General features: G+C 59.8%; 15 protein-coding genes and 1 rRNA gene. 6 read left to right on the top strand and 10 right to left on the bottom strand.

Annotated features, from left to right (window positions below):
* Window positions 1–25: 25 nt before the first annotated feature.
* From KUL77_RS04540 to KUL77_RS04525, 4 genes are all read right to left on the bottom strand, one after another.
* The gene (locus KUL77_RS04540) at window positions 26–2,230 is read right to left on the bottom strand and encodes a sodium-translocating pyrophosphatase (protein ID WP_297144110.1); all 2,205 of its coding nucleotides are present in this window, start codon (window positions 2,228–2,230) and stop codon (window positions 26–28) included.
* A gap of 129 nt (window positions 2,231–2,359) precedes the next feature.
* Window positions 2,360–2,584 carry a DUF167 domain-containing protein gene (locus KUL77_RS04535; protein ID WP_297144108.1) on the bottom strand — a complete coding sequence of 75 codons (225 nt, stop codon included), beginning with the start codon at window positions 2,582–2,584 and terminating at the stop codon, window positions 2,360–2,362.
* Window positions 2,585–2,671: 87 nt separating this feature from the next.
* On the bottom strand, window positions 2,672–3,478 hold the full coding sequence (locus KUL77_RS04530) for a CsgG/HfaB family protein (protein WP_297144106.1): 807 nt from the start codon (window positions 3,476–3,478) through the stop codon (window positions 2,672–2,674).
* 55 nt (window positions 3,479–3,533) lie between these two features.
* Window positions 3,534–4,793, bottom strand: a complete 1,260-nt coding sequence (locus KUL77_RS04525) for a 6-phosphofructokinase (RefSeq protein WP_297144104.1) — start codon at window positions 4,791–4,793, stop codon at window positions 3,534–3,536.
* A 115-nt stretch (window positions 4,794–4,908) separates the two neighbouring features.
* Here KUL77_RS04525 and KUL77_RS04520 point away from each other — a divergent pair, with 115 nt between their 5' ends.
* The gene (locus tag KUL77_RS04520) at window positions 4,909–5,487 is read left to right on the top strand and encodes an adenylate kinase (protein WP_297144101.1); all 579 of its coding nucleotides are present in this window, start codon (window positions 4,909–4,911) and stop codon (window positions 5,485–5,487) included.
* A gap of 5 nt (window positions 5,488–5,492) precedes the next feature.
* Complete coding sequence (gene mpl / locus KUL77_RS04515) at window positions 5,493–6,854, top strand: UDP-N-acetylmuramate:L-alanyl-gamma-D-glutamyl-meso-diaminopimelate ligase (protein ID WP_297144099.1); 1,362 nt, start codon at window positions 5,493–5,495, stop codon at window positions 6,852–6,854.
* A gap of 3 nt (window positions 6,855–6,857) precedes the next feature.
* Here the strand turns inward: mpl and KUL77_RS04510 are convergent, their stop codons facing one another.
* Window positions 6,858–8,783 carry a bifunctional DedA family/phosphatase PAP2 family protein gene (locus KUL77_RS04510; RefSeq protein WP_297144097.1) on the bottom strand — a complete coding sequence of 642 codons (1,926 nt, stop codon included), beginning with the start codon at window positions 8,781–8,783 and terminating at the stop codon, window positions 6,858–6,860.
* A 59-nt stretch (window positions 8,784–8,842) separates the two neighbouring features.
* On the opposite strand from KUL77_RS04510, the gene KUL77_RS04505 reads away from it, so the two are divergent.
* Genes KUL77_RS04505 through KUL77_RS04495 form a run of 3 tightly spaced genes read left to right on the top strand, consistent with a single transcriptional unit; the run spans window position 8,843 to window position 11,359 of the window.
* The gene (locus KUL77_RS04505) at window positions 8,843–9,664 is read left to right on the top strand and encodes an NAD(P)-dependent oxidoreductase (protein WP_297144095.1); all 822 of its coding nucleotides are present in this window, start codon (window positions 8,843–8,845) and stop codon (window positions 9,662–9,664) included.
* Between the two features lie 38 nt (window positions 9,665–9,702).
* Window positions 9,703–10,122: a VOC family protein gene (locus KUL77_RS04500; RefSeq protein ID WP_297144093.1), complete on the top strand. Its 420-nt coding sequence runs from the start codon at window positions 9,703–9,705 to the stop codon at window positions 10,120–10,122.
* A gap of 1 nt (window position 10,123) precedes the next feature.
* On the top strand, window positions 10,124–11,359 hold the full coding sequence (locus tag KUL77_RS04495) for an acetylornithine transaminase (RefSeq protein WP_297144091.1): 1,236 nt from the start codon (window positions 10,124–10,126) through the stop codon (window positions 11,357–11,359).
* Between the two features lie 93 nt (window positions 11,360–11,452).
* Here KUL77_RS04495 and KUL77_RS04490 read toward each other — a convergent pair whose 3' ends face one another.
* The 5 genes from KUL77_RS04490 to KUL77_RS04470 all read right to left on the bottom strand — a co-directional run bounded on the left by KUL77_RS04490 (window position 11,453) and on the right by KUL77_RS04470 (window position 15,533).
* On the bottom strand, window positions 11,453–12,151 hold the full coding sequence (locus KUL77_RS04490; protein ID WP_297144090.1) for a hypothetical protein: 699 nt from the start codon (window positions 12,149–12,151) through the stop codon (window positions 11,453–11,455).
* Window positions 12,152–12,264: 113 nt separating this feature from the next.
* The gene (locus KUL77_RS04485; protein ID WP_297144088.1) at window positions 12,265–13,167 is read right to left on the bottom strand and encodes an ion transporter; all 903 of its coding nucleotides are present in this window, start codon (window positions 13,165–13,167) and stop codon (window positions 12,265–12,267) included.
* Window positions 13,167–14,459 (bottom strand): glutamate-1-semialdehyde 2,1-aminomutase, encoded by a 1,293-nt coding sequence (gene hemL, locus KUL77_RS04480; protein ID WP_297144086.1) that lies wholly within the window; start codon window positions 14,457–14,459, stop codon window positions 13,167–13,169. The genes KUL77_RS04485 and hemL overlap by 1 nt, the downstream gene beginning before the upstream one ends.
* A 9-nt stretch (window positions 14,460–14,468) precedes the next feature.
* The gene (locus KUL77_RS04475; RefSeq protein WP_297144084.1) at window positions 14,469–15,080 is read right to left on the bottom strand and encodes a thiamine phosphate synthase; all 612 of its coding nucleotides are present in this window, start codon (window positions 15,078–15,080) and stop codon (window positions 14,469–14,471) included.
* A gap of 6 nt (window positions 15,081–15,086) precedes the next feature.
* Window positions 15,087–15,533 carry a DUF192 domain-containing protein gene (locus KUL77_RS04470; RefSeq protein WP_297144082.1) on the bottom strand — a complete coding sequence of 149 codons (447 nt, stop codon included), beginning with the start codon at window positions 15,531–15,533 and terminating at the stop codon, window positions 15,087–15,089.
* Between the two features lie 536 nt (window positions 15,534–16,069).
* On the opposite strand from KUL77_RS04470, the gene KUL77_RS04465 reads away from it, so the two are divergent.
* Window positions 16,070–16,179, top strand: a 16S ribosomal RNA gene (locus KUL77_RS04465); the annotation flags it as partial.

Genomic DNA, 16,179 nt, shown 5'->3' with positions numbered 1-16,179 from the left:
TTTGCTGGCACCGTGGGCGCAGCGGCTATTGCTCTGCCGGTGCGTTGTCCACGTCGGCGTCGTTCACCACGGCCGTGTCTTCTTCCGCCACCGGTGTTTCGGTGGCGGCCTCAGCTGGCGCGGCGTCAGTGGCAACCGCGCTCATGGCCGGTGCGGAGATCGCAGGCGGGTTGGGCTGCTGGTCACTCGCGGTAACTGGCAGCAGCGGCACGATGAGTAGCGCCACAATATTGATGATCTTGATCAGCGGGTTCACCGCCGGGCCTGCAGTGTCCTTGTAGGGGTCGCCCACGGTGTCGCCGGTCACCGCGGCTTTGTGCGCATCGGACCCCTTGCCGCCAAAATGACCATCTTCGATATATTTCTTGGCGTTATCCCAAGCGCCGCCGCCGGTGGTCATGGAAATGGCCACGAAGATGCCGGTGACAATCGTGCCGATCAGCAGGCCGCCCAGCGCTTGCGGGCCAAGCGCCAAGCCCACAACGACCGGAACGGCCACAGGTAGTAGCGAGGGCACGATCATTTCTTTGATCGCCGACTTGGTCAGCATGTCCACGGCTTTGTCGTACTGCGGTTTGCCGCTGCCGTCCATGATGCCTTTGATCTCGCGGAACTGACGGCGCACTTCTTCCACTACCGCACCCGCCGCGCGGCCCACCGCTTCCATCGCCATGGCGCCGAACAAATAGGGAATCAAGCCACCAATCAGCAGGCCGATGATCACCATATGGTTGGACAGATCGAAGGTGAACTGCACGTCTGGGTGTGCGGTTTGCAGGTTGTGGGTGTAGTCGGCGAATAGGACGAGGGCGGCCAGCGCAGCCGAACCAATCGCATAGCCCTTGGTCACCGCCTTGGTGGTGTTGCCCACGGCGTCCAGCGGGTCGGTGACGTCGCGCACCTCGCTGGGCAGTTCGCTCATTTCAGCGATGCCGCCAGCGTTGTCGGTGATCGGGCCGTACGCGTCCAAGGCCACGATCATGCCCGCCATCGACAGCATCGACGTGGCGGCGATCGCGATTCCGTACAGGCCACCAAGGTGGTGGGCACCCAGAATCGCAATACACACGGCCAATACCGGCAGCGCGGTGGACTTCATCGACACACCAAGGCCCGCGATGATATTGGTGCCGTGGCCAGTGGTGGAGGCTTGCGCAACGTGCTTCACCGGTGCGTACTGAGTACCGGTGTAATACTCGGTGACCCATACGATGACGCCGGTGAGCACCAGCCCAATCAGCGCGCAACCAAACAGATTCATCGCGCCGAAGCTTGAGTCGGCCATCATCTGCGTGGTGATGGGATAGAACGCCACCGCCGCCAGTACTGCCGAGACAATCACGCCGCGATACAGCGCGCCCATGATGTTGGGGTTGCTGCCGGATACTTTGACAAAGAACGCGCCGATGATCGAAGCGATGATCGAGGCGCCACCCAATACCAGCGGATACAGCACCGCGTTATGCCCCACGGTACTGGCCATCAGGCCACCTAAGAGCATGGTGGCGATGACGGTGACCGCATAGGTTTCGAATAAGTCAGCGGCCATGCCCGCGCAATCGCCGACGTTATCGCCCACGTTATCGGCGATCACCGCCGGGTTGCGCGGGTCGTCTTCAGGAATACCTGCCTCTACTTTGCCCACGAGATCGGCACCCACGTCGGCACCCTTGGTGAAAATACCGCCGCCGAGGCGCGCAAAAATTGAGATTAGCGAACTACCGAAGGCAAGCCCCACCAGTGCGTGCAGTGCTTCGCTTTGGCTGGCATTGAGATAGCCAGTGAGCAGCCCGTAGTAGCCAGCAACGCCCAGCAGGCCGAGGCCCACGACCAGCATGCCGGTGATCGCGCCGCCTTTGAAGGCGACGTTCATCGCCGGGCCCATGCCTTGGCGCGCGGCTTCGGCGGTGCGCACATTGGCGCGTACCGACACGTTCATGCCGATATAGCCTGCCGCACCTGAGAGCACCGCCCCGATGAGGAAGCCGATTGCGGTATGCCAGCTGATAAAGATGCCAATGAGCACCAACAAAACGACGCCTGCCACGGCGATCGTGGTGTATTGGCGGTTGAGATACGCGGCAGCGCCTTCTTGAATGGCCCCCGCAATTTCCTGCATGCGCTCGTTGCCTGCAGGTTGTCGATTGATCCAGGCCGCTGCCCACAGGCCGTAGATGATTGCAATAACGGCGCAAACCAGCGCCAAAACCAAACCGTATTGCTCCAGCATGAAACCCCTCCCCGGAGTGACGTGGAAAAACGAAGGTTGATCTGCCTGCCTGCAGGCAGCGTCATGACTATCGCACACGCATGGGGGTTTGCGTGTATAGAAGCAGCGGATTTTTTGCGCGAAGGCGGTTTAATCTGGAATCGTGATGCGCTTAAGGCGGCTACCCGCGCCGGTTTTGATGTCGATATTCGCTTTTGTGCAGCCAAATTGTTTGGCGATCAGCGCGATGAGTTCGGCATTGGCCTTGCCATCTACGGGCGGGGATTTGAGCTGCGCCAGCCAAGTGCCGTCCTCTTGCTGGGTGAGCGCGCTCGCGCGGGAGTTCGGCTTGGCTTTGACAAGAATGACCGGCATGGGCACAGGATCGCATGTGCGCCTAAGTTAGAAAAGCAAACGCCCGGATGGGCCGGGCGTTTGTAGGGGGAGGTGCGGGGGATGGAGTCAGTCGCCCACTTTCAGCTTGCCGCCTTTGCCTAAGCCGCCTTGCACCTGCTGCGGCGTGTAGTCGCGCATCGCAATAACGAGGTTGTTGTAAGCGTTGGCGAACGCCGCTGCCAGCGCCTTGCCTTCCGGTGTATTGCTATAGCCGCCTAGTGCGCCGAAGCCGCTACTGCCACCGCCACCAATACCGAGACCGAAATCGGTCTTGGTGGCATTGCCTTGGGCCACGCCGATCTGTACGCCGGAGCGGTTGTCGATCATGGTCAGCATGGTTTCGGCTTTCTTGAACTTCAGGCCGCCCGCAATCGCGCCAATCGCGCCCAGCTTGCCCCCAAACGCACCCAGTACGCCGCCAATGCCGCCCGCGTTACTTTGCGAGAAGTTGATGCTGGGGTTCATGGTGTAATCGGCGGCAACCATTTTGCCTTTGCCGAAGTCGCTACCTTGGCGCAGCTCGCCGCTGTCCATCAGAGCGCGTTCTTGCATCATGTTCTGCATGGCGCGGCCGCGTTCAACCACCACGAAGCAGTTCGACTGCTGGATCAGCATGCGAATCACCGGCACCGTAGACGGCAGGCGCAGGTCGGTGGAGAGGTAGCGATACCAGTCGCCTTCTTGCTCTTCCACCACGGCAATCGTGCCCATCGGCTCGTCGCAGTGTTCTAGGTTGAGGGCGGCACCTTTGGAGTTTGCACCCGCCGCAGCACCTTGAGGGTCGTTCTTTTTCTTGCTCCATTGGGCATGCGCAGGCGCGCTGATGGAGGCCGCAAGAAAGGCGAGTACAGCAGTAGCAAGTACAGTTTTCATGGTGTCTTTCGTCCTGTGAATGAGCAAAACGGTCAAAGTGTAAAGGCGCTTGGCGTTACTTGCCTGTCCATTTGGGCAGTTTACGCGTGAGCGTGCGCATAGTAGGGGTAACGTAATTAGGCACCCCATTCCGGCCATAAGGCGGAGGGGCTTCGCCGCTGATCAGTGGCGCCAGATAGCGGCGTGCAGCGATGGTAATGCCATAGCCATCCTTACGAATAAAGCCTTTTGGCATGGTTTTTTCACGATTGGCAATGTGCGCAAGCGGGGCAATATCGATATGCCAGTGATACGGTTCATCCGCATCACGCACGATCACCGGCATCACTGCGTTCTGTCCGGCCAACGCGCTTTCTACTGCGGCGCGGCCCACCGCCATAGCCTGTTCGACGTCGGTTTTGCTGGCCAGATGCCGCGCCGAGCGCTGCAGGTAATCGGGCAGTGCCCAGTGTACTTTGTAGCCCAGCGTATCTTTGACGCGCCCGGCCAAATGCGAGGCCACGCCGCCCAGTTGGGTGTGGCCGAAGCTATCCTTGCCGCCGCCCGCGTCGGCCACAAAACTGCCGTCTGCGCGGCGAATGCCTTCGCTCGCCACCACCACGCAATAGCCCACGCGTTTGACGATGGCATCGACCTTGGCCATGAAATCGGCCTCATCAAAGACGCGTTCGGGGAAGAGAATGATGTGCGGCGCGTCGTTTTTATCTTCTCCCGCCAGTCCGGCCGCTGCGGCCAGCCAGCCCGCGTGGCGGCCCATGGCTTCATACACAAAGACCTTGGTGGACGTTTCTGCCATGGCGGCCACGTCAAGCGCACACTCGCGCACCGACACGGCAGTGAATTTGGCGGCAGAGCCGAAGCCGGGGCAGCAATCGGTAACGGCTAGGTCGTTATCAACGGTCTTCGGTACCCCGACGCAGGTCAATGGGTAGCCAAACTCTTCGGCCAGTTGTGAGACTTTGAGCGCGGTATCGGCAGAATCGTTGCCGCCGTTATAGAGAAACCAGCGGATATCATGGGCCTTGAACACCTCCAGCAGGCGCTCGTATTTGGCGCGGTCGTCAGCGAGCGACTTCAGCTTGAGGCGGCAGCTGCCAAACGCGCCGCCGGGGGTGTGGGCGAGGCCTTTGACTTCGGCCGCGGTAAGGGTGGTGGTGTCGATCAATTCCTCACGCAACGCACCTAAAATACCGTTGCGGGCGGCCAGGACGCGCACCTTTTTGGCGCGTGCAGCCTGTAAAACGGCGGAGGCGGTGGCATTGATCACGGCAGTGACACCGCCGCTTTGGGCATACAGCAAGTTGCCTGTTGGCATGGGAAATTCCTTCAATTTGGCCCCTGAAATAGGCCCAAGATGCGTTAAGCTGACAGGGTTAAGGGTGTGTGCAGTCTAACGCCGCCCGTTCTTCATTTTGTACTGGAGTAAATCGATGCGATTGGTTTTATTGGGGGCACCGGGATCCGGCAAGGGGACACAGGCCGCGCGCCTGAAGGAACATCTGCAAGTACCGCATATTTCCACCGGCGATCTGCTGCGCGCAGAAGTCGCGGCAGGGAGTCCTCTGGGCCTTCAAGCCAAAGCCGTGATGGAGCGCGGCGATCTGGTTAGTGATGAGATTTTGCTGGGGATGCTGAAAGACCGCTTCTCGCGCGCAGACACCCAAGCGGGCTTCATTTTGGACGGCTACCCGCGCAATCTGGCGCAGGCCGATGCGCTGGGTAAGCTGCTCGAAAGCCTCGGCCAGAAGTTTGACGCGGCGGTGCAGCTGGTGGTGGATAACGAACAGATCATCGAGCGTTTGGCCGGTCGCGCACAAGCCGAAGGCCGCACCGACGATACCCCCGAAGCGGTGCGCCATCGTCTGAACGTGTATGACGAAAAAACCGCGCCGGTGATCGAGTTCTACCGCCAACAAGGGCAGCTGACCTGCGTCAACGGCGTGGGTGCACTGGATGATGTGTTTACCCGCATCATCGAAGCCATTCAGCACGGGCACGACGTCGGTTAAAAAACGTGAAACTGCATATCCTCGGCATCGCCGGGACATTTATGGGCGGCGTGGCCGCCCTTGCACGCGAGCTGGGGCATGCCGTTGAAGGCAGCGACCAGAACATCTACCCACCGATGTCCACCCAGCTAGAAACGCTGGGGATCGCGCTGAAGCAAGGCTATAGCGCGGACAATATCGTGCTTGGCTGTGATGAGATCATCGTGGGAAATGCCCTTTCCCGCGGTAATCCTGCGGTGGAGCACGTGCTCAATGCGGGCCTTAGCTACACCTCGGGCGCGCAGTGGTTAAGTGAGCAGGTGCTGCCGGGGCGCGATACCTTGGCCGTGGCAGGCACCCATGGCAAAACCACGACCACGACGATCTTGGCCTATTTGCTGGATCGCGCCGAGCGTGCACCGGGCTTTTTGATTGGCGGGGTGGCAGAAGATTTCGGCGTGTCGGCGCGGCTGGGTGCAGGGCGGGAGTTTGTCGTTGAAGCCGACGAGTACGACACCGCGTTTTTCGATAAACGCAGCAAGTTTGTGCACTACCGGCCGCTGGTGGCCATTCTCAATAATTTGGAATATGACCACGCCGATATTTTCCCCGATGTCGCCGCGATCCAGCGCCAGTTCCACCATTTAGTGCGTACCGTGCCGTCGCGCGGACGGTTGATCGTCAATGGCCACGACGAGCGCTTGCGCGAAGTGCTGGCGATGGGGTGCTGGACACCGGTGGAGCGTTTTGGTTTTGAACCGGCGTTTGAGTGGAGCGCGCGTAAGCTGAGCGAAGACGGTAGCCGTTTTGCGGTGCTGCGCGATGGGCAGGAGATCGGTGCAGTTGAATGGTCACTGCTGGGCGACCACAACGTATTAAACGGACTGGCGGCGCTGGCGGCCTGCGCGGCGGTGGGCGTGGACGTGGCTGCGGTCATCCCAACGTTGGCGCAGTTCAGCAGCGTCAAGCGCAGGCTCGAGGTGATTGGTGAGCACGCGGGGGTTACCGTGTATGACGATTTTGCCCACCACCCAACGGCGATCCACACCACGCTCGCCGGGCTCCGCGCCAAGGTGGGGGCGGCACGGATCATGGTTGCGATGGAGCCGCGCAGTAATTCCATGCGGCTCGGTGCGCATGCCGATGCGTTAGCACCGTCGCTGGCGTTGGCCGATGAAGTGGTGTTTTTGGCGCGGCCAGAGCTGCCGTGGGATGCGGGGCGGGTGATTGCCGCACTGCACGGGCACGGACATGCGGTTGCCAGCGTCGATGCACTGCTGGTTGAACTGCAGGCGCGGGTACAGCCCGGTGACCACGTGGTGTTTATGTCCAACGGCGGCTTCGATGGCGCGCCGAGGCGGTTTTTTTCTGCATTGCAGAATGGGTAGCCACTAGCCGCGCGGGTGGATCAATACGCGCAGCCCCGGTTGCTGCGTCAGCGTTTGCAAGTCTGTCGGAAGCGTATGCGTCGGCGGCTGCGGCTTCCAAAAGGTGAGTAAGTGCAGTGAACGCTGCAAATGCATCACGTCGTAGCGCGCCACCCAAAGTGGCGCGTCATTGTTGAGCCGCGCCGGTGCGGGCCAGACGCGCAAGACCTCGATATGGCGTGGGTTGTTGGGGTCGACGCGGCGCATCAATAGGCGTTCGGGGTGGGCATCGAGCGCCAGCGGCAACACGGCGCGCTCCTGCGGAGCAAGGCTGTCGTCTAATAGGTTGAGCGTGTCTAACCAATCGGCAGCGGGCTGCGCCTGCCAGCCGTTTTCGAGTAAGTATTCGCGCAGCAGGATCACTTCGCCCGCGATCTCAATATCAAACCGCGCGTGATGGCGTTGGATGCCGTGCGCCTGCCACTGCGCCAGTGACAGTGTTTCAGTGGGGGGGGGCGGTACAAATTGGGCAAGCGTTTCTGGGGCGTGGCGCGGGGCGTACCAAGCGGCCACAAGAACGAAGCAGCCGTAGAAGGTCCAGCCTAAAGGCCGCATCCAGAAGGAGCGTTCGCTGTGGCGGCGGTAAGCAATGCCAATCACCAGCACCCAAATAGCGCCCAAGAGCATGCTGCCAATAATGTCAGACAACCAGTGCGCGCCAAGATACAGGCGCGCAAATCCAACAACAGTGGTCGCAATTCCGGTGAGTAGATAGGGCCAAATGCGCTGGCGCCCCGGGAGTTCGCGCGCAATCAAAACAGCGAAGAAGCCGAACACCACGGTGGTCATGGTGACGGCGATCGAAGGAAAACCAAAGCCAGCGCTTGCGGTGGGTGGGCGCGGCATCGTCACCACCGCGGCCAAGGCTTCGGTGAGCGCTAGCCCTACGCCGATCGCGGCCAGCCAGTGGGCGGCGGCCATCCAGCGCCTGCGCCACAGCAGCCACAGCAGTGCAGCCAGCGAGGCGATGCCCAGAACCGGAGCGCTGCCAAGCTCCGATAGCGTGGCCATGAGCCGGTCGGCCAAGGGGTTACGCAGGGTGAACATCAGCGCGTGCACGTCGCGGTCAAGCTGCAACTGGCCGCCGTGGGCCAGCAGGGTGGCGCTTAGCCACGCCCACGCCCAAGAAAAGCCAAATAAACAGGCGGCCAGTAGCAGCAAGGGGGCGGTTTCTGGGCGACGCTTGTCCATCAATGCCGCCGCGTGACGCCCAAAGCGGGGGTGCTTCTGCGTCCACGTAGCGATGCGGGCCAGCAGCGTATCGGCGTTGAGCGCAAACCAACGCCATGTGTAGATCACCATCGCCCACGCCAATGCAAGCGCAGCGAGCAGTCCCAACAGGGCCAGTGCAAGCTTGTCGGCCACAGCGGCCACGGCATCGTAGGCTTGGCCCAGCGCCCAGCCCGGTAGCAGAAACAGCACCGCCCACGACAGGCAGGCTGCGCCACTGGCTTGCAGGTAGCGGTATGGCGGCATTTTTGCCATGCCCGCAATGGCCGGTACAAACGGTCGCACAGCCCCCACATAGCGGGCAATGAAAATGCTTTTCAGTGCATTGCGGCGAAACAATACCTCGCCGCGATCAAGCAGCTGCGGGTAGCGCCGAAAGGGCCATACCCCGCGCAAAGTATCGCCCCAACGCCGTCCCACCCAGTAACTCAATCCATCACCCGCCAGTGCGCCCAAGGCCGCGCAGGCAACCGCATAGGGGCCGGAGATTTCGCCCATGCCAATCAGAACACCAATGGCAATCATCAGCGGCAGTGCGGGCACCAGCGCGCCAAGTACAATCACCGCGTCGCTAAACGCGATCAGGGCAATCAATAGCCCGGCCGCCACAGGGTGGGCGCCGATCCAGGCTACGGTGTTGTCAAACCATACGCTTTGCATCAGCGGATTATAGGCGGCGAGGCTACACTTCACCCTTTCTAATGTCAGGAAGAATTCATATGACAACGCTTGCAGGGAAAACCCTATTCATCACCGGTGCCTCGCGTGGCATCGGTCTCGCTATTGCCCTGCGTGCGGCGCAAGACGGTGCCAACGTGGTGATCGCGGCAAAATCCGATACGCCCAACCCCAAACTACCGGGCACCATTCACACCGCTGCGAAGGCGGTTGAAGAGGCGGGTGGCCGCGCGTTGGCGATTAAATGCGATATTCGTGAAGAAGACCAAGTGCAGGCCGCCGTCGCCGAAACGGTGGAAACCTTCGGCGGCATCGATATTTTGATCAATAACGCCAGCGCCATCTGGCTACGCGGCACGCTGGATACGCCGATGAAGCGCTTCGACCTGATGACGCAGGTCAATAGCCGCGGCAGCTTCTTGTGCGCGCAGGCCTGCTTGCCGCATCTGTTGAAAGCGCAGAACCCGCATATTTTGACCCTATGCCCGCCGCCGTCGCTCAATCCGAAATGGTGGGGGCCGCACACTGCCTACACCTTGGCGAAAATGGGGATGAGCTTTGTCACCCTCGGTTTGGCTGCTGAATTTGGCGCGCAGGGCGTCGCCGTGAATGCACTTTGGCCGCGCACGCTGATCGCTACCGATGCGCTCAATATGATCCCCGGCGTGAGCGCGGGTAATGGCCGCAAGCCAACAATTATGGGCGACGCCGCGCATGCCATCTTGACCCGTCAAGCGCGCGGGTTTGCTGGGCACTTCCTCATTGATGATGAAGTGCTGCGCGAGGCCGGTGTCACCGATCTGTCTGTCTATGCGGAAGATCCGTCGATGCCGCTGCTGCCGGACCTTTACCTAGACGCTTAAGCAACTGCATTCGTTTCCTCCCCCAAAAGGATGTTGTTATGAAATATCTGCACAGCATGGTGCGCGTGCGCGACCTCGACGCCTCCCTGCGCTTTTATTGTGAAGGGCTTGGCCTGCGCGAGGTGCGGCGCATGGAAAGCGAGCAAGGGCGCTTCACCTTGGTGTATCTGGCGGCCGATGAAACGCCGGATTTTGAAATCGAGCTCACCCTGAATTGGGGCTCGGAAGAAGACTACGGCACTGCTCGCAACTTTGGCCATCTCGCTTTCCGCGTGGCTGATATCTACGCCACCTGCCAGCACCTACACGACATGGGGTACACCATCAACCGCCCGCCGCGCGATGGCCATATGGCGTTTGTGCGCTCGCCCGATCTCATCTCGGTGGAGCTGCTGCAAGAAGGCCGCCTGCCACCGCAGGAACCGTGGGCGTCGATGCCCAACACAGGAGAGTGGTGACATGACGCAAGCAACCGCACATGCGCTGCTCGCGATGGGGCGAGACAGTTTTTTGCCTATCTACAAACCGCGCGAAATGGTGCTTGAGCGCGGCCTCGGTTCACGCGTTTGGGATAGCGAAGGGCGTGAATATGTGGATTTCGCCGCCGGCATCGCCGTGTGCAGCCTTGGACATTGCGATCCGGAATTAAATGTAGCGCTGCTCGAGCAGGCGAGCAAGCTATGGCATACCAGCAACGTGTTCTATAGCGAGCCGCCGATTCGCTTGGCGCAAGAGCTCGTTGCAGCATCGCGGTTTGCCGAGCGCGTGTTTCTGTGTAACTCCGGTACTGAAGCGAACGAAGCGGCGATCAAGCTGGTGCGCAAATGGGCCAGCGTGCAAGGGCGTGGCCCCGAGCGCCGCGTCATTATCACCTGCAAGGGCAGCTTTCACGGCCGCACGCTAGCGTCGGTAACGGCCACCGCGCAACCCAAATACCAACAAGGCTACGAGCCGTTACCGGGTGGGTTTCGTTACGTCGATTTCAACGATATTGCGCAGCTAGAAGCCGCGATGGCGGCAGGTGATGTGGCCGCCGTGATGCTGGAGCCGATACAGGGCGAAGGTGGCGTGATGCCTGCTGCTCCCGGTTACTTGCAGGCGGTGCGCGCGCTGTGTGATCAACACGACGCACTCTTGGTATTGGATGAAATTCAGTGCGGCATGGGGCGCAGCGGCAGCCTGTTTGCACATTGGCAAGACGGCATTGAGCCCGATATCGTGACGCTCGCAAAAGCACTCGGCGCAGGCTTTCCTATCGGGGCCATGCTGGTGGGCGCAAAAGCCGCGCAAGCGATGCAATTTGGCGCACACGGCACCACTTTTGGCGGAAACCCACTGGCAGCAGCGGTAGCACGCGTGGCACTGAAGCGTTTGACGTCGGAAGAGATTGTGGCGAATGTGCAGCGGCAGTCGCAGGCGCTGCGTGAGGGTATCGAAACCATCAATGGTGAGTTGAATCTGTTTACCGAAGTGCGTGGGCGCGGCCTGATGTTGGGCGCTGTGTTGAAGCCGCAGTACGCCGAACGTGCGGGTGAAATGTTAGACCTTGCCGTCGAACACGGCTTGTTGCTGCTGTCTGCAGGTGTCGGTGTGTTGCGTCTCGTGCCAGCGCTCAATATCCGTGACGACGAAGTAGCCGAAGGTCTTGCACGCCTACGCGACGCACTACAGGCGTTTGTTGCGCGCGCTATCTAACAGAGTGAAACAAACAAACAGCGCCCTTGAAGAAGGGGCGCTGTTTGTGAAGGTAGAAATCAGCCGGCTTTACGCAGCACGGCCGCGCGAAGATTACTTCGCCTTATCCGGGAATTGTTTGGCAAGGCCATCGGCCAGCGCATCCGCAATCGTGTTCATATGATCTTGCATCGACTGCCAAGTAACGGCTTCACCCTTGCTGTCGCCCGCCATGATTTGCGCAATCTGCGCCTTATGCCCCGCAACGTGGCCAAGCAGCAGCCCTTCTACCGCATCTTGTGGCCAATTGTTCGGGTTGGCGGTGTGCAAGAACTTGGCAAGGTCAGCCGCATTGGCGGTGAGGTCTTGCATCGCCTTATCCACACCCGCCGCGTTATTGGCGTGCTGCGCGTCGGTCATGGCCTTGACGCCTGCCCAGTGGCCGCCCAGCAGCTTTAGCACGCCATCACCACCGGCTTGCCCATAAAACCCTGCAACAGCATTGGCAATGTCTTTGGCATTGGCCACGGTAGCGTCGGCGGCTTTTGTAGCAGCTTCAGCGTCGCCCTTGTGAACGGCAAAAGCATAATCGCGCGTCGCAACGATATGGCCATGCCACAGGCTGCGTAATGCCTTGTGTAGCTCAGGTGCAGTTTGAGCGGTGGCAGCTTCCGCTTTCTTTGCGGTGTGATGTGCAGTCGTCGCGTGCTCGTGCTGCGCTGGCTTTGCTTGTTGCGGAAGCGCTGTTGCGGAAACGGCAAAAGGAACAGATACCGCCAGCGCGACAGCGCCAGCAAGAAGACGAAGTTTCATGGTGTGAACTCCAGGATAGCGTCGTGGAGCTACGGCCCCGTTGCCCTGCACGACATGCAGCCACCATAAAAACCCGCATGTGTAGGCCGCGTGAGCACACGGCGGTGAATTTGCTAATTCAAATCGCTACCGGCATGCGGCAATGCCGTTCCACATTTGCGGCAATACCATGCGTCGATATTGTGCTCGTTGAGGCTGCATTGCGAACAGCGCACCTGCTTGCGTCCATGCCCGCGGATATTGCGCGCTAGCTCAGCGCTATAGATGCCGGTGGGCACAACAATGATGCTGTAACCGATGATGATCAGCGCCGAGGTGAGAAAACGCCCCAGCCCCGTGCCCGGAGAAAGATCGCCATAGCCCACAGTGGCCATCGTCACAATCGCCCAGTAGACCCCAGTAGGAATGCTGTCAAAGCCGTGTTCAGGGCCTTCCACCAAATACATCAATGCACCGAAGATCACCGCAATGGTGATAAGCGTGGTTACGAAAATTAAAATTTTTCGCCGACTGCGAATCAATGATTGAATCAGCAGGCCCGCTTCATCCGAGTATTTGACCAGCTTCAAAATGCGGAAAATACGTAGAAGCCGCAGAATGCGGATCACCGTCAGCGACACGCTCGCCGGAAACAGCAGCGCTAGAAACGTGGGCAAAATCGCGAGCAGGTCAACAATGCCCAAGAAGCTGTTGGCATAGCGTAGCGGGGCGCGCAGCACCCAAATACGCACGGCATATTCCACGGTAAATAGCAGCGTAAAAATCCACTCGGCAACAAAGAGCCACGTATGCCAGCGCGCCTTGATCGAAGCCTCACTATCCAGCATCACCACCAGTACGCTGGCGATGATGATGACGGTGAGCGCAAGGTCAAAGTTGCGCTCATCGCGTGACTCATGATGAAACAGCAGCCGGTACAGCCGATAGCGCAATCCCTCCCGGCTGGCCGGTTGCAGATTGCGCTCAAAGAAACTGTTTTTTTCGCCTTGGACGACCGGCTGCTCGGGTTCGAACATCACCCCTCCCGGGCGATCTTGAAGGCTTCGCGCGCGGCAGCAATCGTGGCGGCGATGACATCATCGTCATGCGCGCTGGAAAGAAAGCCCGCCTCAAACGCGCTAGGGGCCAAGTACACGCCGCGCTCGCGCATGGCGTGGAAGAAGCGGTTGAACGCCGCGCTATCGCAGGCCATCGCTTGGGCGTAGGTATCCACGGTTTCGCTGCTGAAGAACATCCCGAACATGCCGCCCACACGCTGAGTGGTGAAGGCCACGCCCGCTTCGCGCGCGGCCGCTTCTAGCCCGTCGCATAGTGCATTTGTCTTGGCTTCCAGCGCCGCGTAAAAGCCCGGTACTTGGATCAGTTCCAGCATCGCAAGCCCGGCTGCCATCGCCACCGGATTACCAGACAGGGTGCCGGCCTGATAGATCGGCCCACTCGGCGCGATCTGCTGCATTAACTCGCGGCGGCCACCATACGCGCCTACTGGCATGCCGCCACCGATCACCTTGCCGAAGGTGGACAGGTCCGGGGTAATGCCATAGCGCGCCTGCGCACCGCCTAGCGCCACGCGAAAGCCGGTCATTACTTCATCAAAGATCAGCAGCGCCCCATGCTGCGTGCACAGAGCGCGCAGGTGCTGCAAGTAGCCTTCACGTGGTGGCAGGCAGTTGGCATTGCCCACTACGGGCTCGATGATGAGCCCCGCAATCTCGCTGCCGCATTCGGCAAACAGTGCGGTGGCGGCGTCGAAATCGTTATAGGGAAGCGTGAGCGTTAGGTCCGCCAGTGTTTTCGGCACACCCGGTGATGTGGGTACACCAAAGGTCAGCGCGCCGCTGCCTGCTTTCACTAGGAAGCTGTCGCCGTGGCCGTGGTAGCAGCCTTCAAACTTCACAATTTTGCTGCGTCCAGTTGCACCGCGCGCAAGACGAATCGCCGAGAGCGTGGCTTCGGTACCGGAGTTCACCATGCGCACCATTTCACAGCTTGGAATCAGGCGCGTGATGGTCTCGGCCATCGTTACTTCCAGCGGATTCGGCGTGCCGAAACTCAGGCCATGCTTGGCGGTTTCAATCACCGCATCGAGGACCTTTGGGTGGTTGTGGCCAACGATCATCGGCCCCCACGAACCCACATAATCGATATAGCGGTTGTCGTCGGCATCAAACAAATAGGGGCCGTCGGCGCGCTGCACGAAAAATGGTTCACCACCCACCGATTTGAACGCGCGTACGGGTGAGTTGACGCCGCCGGGCATCAGGGTTTGGGCTTGGGTAAACAGGGCGTGGGAGCGTTCGGTGTTCATGAGTTCAACTTAAAAGCAGGAAAGGTAGGCGCGCGCAGCGGCGGTGATATCAGGGGCATCAAACACACCGCTGATCGAAGCCAAAACATCGGCTCCTGCCGCCACAAGTGCTGCGCCATTGTCGGCGGTGATGCCGCCAATAGCCACACGCGGCAGTTCCAGAACGGCGCTTTCGGCGAATAGTTCATGCGGAATGGGCTTAGCCTGTGGCAGCGTAGGCGAGGCATAGCACACGCCAAATGAGATATAGCTCGCACCCACGGCCAGCGCTAACTGCGCCGTAGTGAGCGAGCTTTTGCACGAAAGCCCTACGATTGCCTGCGGGCCTAGCGCAGCGCGAGCCGTAGTGGCGTCTTCAATCGTATGCACATGTACGCCGTCGGCATTGCAGGCTTGCGCCAGTGCACAATCGTTATCGATCACCAGCGGGATGTTGTGCGCGTGGCAAAGCTGCGCCAGCGCGCTGGCTTCTTGCAAACGTCGCGTGTGGTCCTGTGTGGTGTCGCGGTACTGGATGCAGGCGGCGCCGCCATCAAGAGCCGCGGAAACCGCAGTGATCAGGTCGGGCCTAGGGCCATTGGTGATGGCGTATAGGCCGCGCACGGGAAAAGAACGGGACATGCCGGTTTACTTCGCAACGGGGATGTTAGGACCAAAGGTGAGCTTAGCTCCATCTTTAAGCTGCATTTTTTCTGCTTGCCCAGCATTGAGCTCAAGCACATAACGCGCAGGCGCATTGCTGGGGTAGGGCGGGCAGGCGTCGCCTAGCGAGCAGGGCGGTACTCCGCGCTGCTGCGAAACCAAATTGCGGTCGTTATCGAAGTACAAAATATCCAGCGGAATCTTGGTGTTCTTCATCCAATACGCCTGCGGCGCTTGGGTGTCATGAATGAAAAGCATGCCGTGGCCGTCTTCCAACACGTCACGAAACATCAAACCGCGCGCACGTTCGGCATCGTCATTGGCAATTTCCACCTGATAGCGTTGGCCGCCTAGCTCCACCCAAGGTTGGCTGGCGCTCGCGCAGCTGGAAAGCGAGAGGATGAGGGCTGGAAGTAAGGCGTGCAGGCGCATGTAGGCTCCAAAGTAGTAAAAGCAATCGCGCACGATGCGCGTATTGCACGGGATCCGTCAACACGTCAAGACTTCCCAAAACCGAAAAACAGGCGCATGATTCGCCTCCCTTCTGCAGCGGGCTGCGGTTTGCAGCGGAAGGGGTCGGCAAGGCGGCGAAATGAAGTGTTGACAAACACGGAAAGTTCGCTAAGATGTGCGGCTCGCTCAGGCGCTTCGGCGGTTTGAGAGAAACGAAAAAAATCGCTCCGGCGTGTTGACAAGTTGAAAAACTTCGGCATAATGGGCGGCTCACTCGGACGCTACGGCGACGGGGTGAAAAGGGAAAGGCGCTGAGGCCCAACCCGCTGATCTTTGACAGTGTGCGCAGGTAACTTGTGCGGGCGTCTGGTAATGGATAGTTGTCCATAGCAGACGTTCGAACAGAACCTCAATTCTTATTAAGTATTCGTACGCAAGTACAACGTACAGCGAGTAATTGGGACTGGGAGAAATTCTGCATTTCTAAGCATTAGAAGCTTCGGCTTCGAAAACTTTAAGTGAAGAGTTTGATCCTGGCTCAGAGTGAACGCTGGCGGCAGGCCTAATACATGCAAGTCGAACGGCAGCACAGCTTAAGCTTGCTTAAGTGGGTGGCGAGTGGCGG

The sequence above is a fragment of the Thermomonas sp. genome, from assembly GCF_019104945.1.
GTDB lineage: Bacteria > Pseudomonadota > Gammaproteobacteria > Xanthomonadales > Xanthomonadaceae > Thermomonas.
The sequence above is the reverse complement of the archived record's forward strand: the minus strand, read 5'-3'. Positions and strand labels throughout refer to the sequence as shown.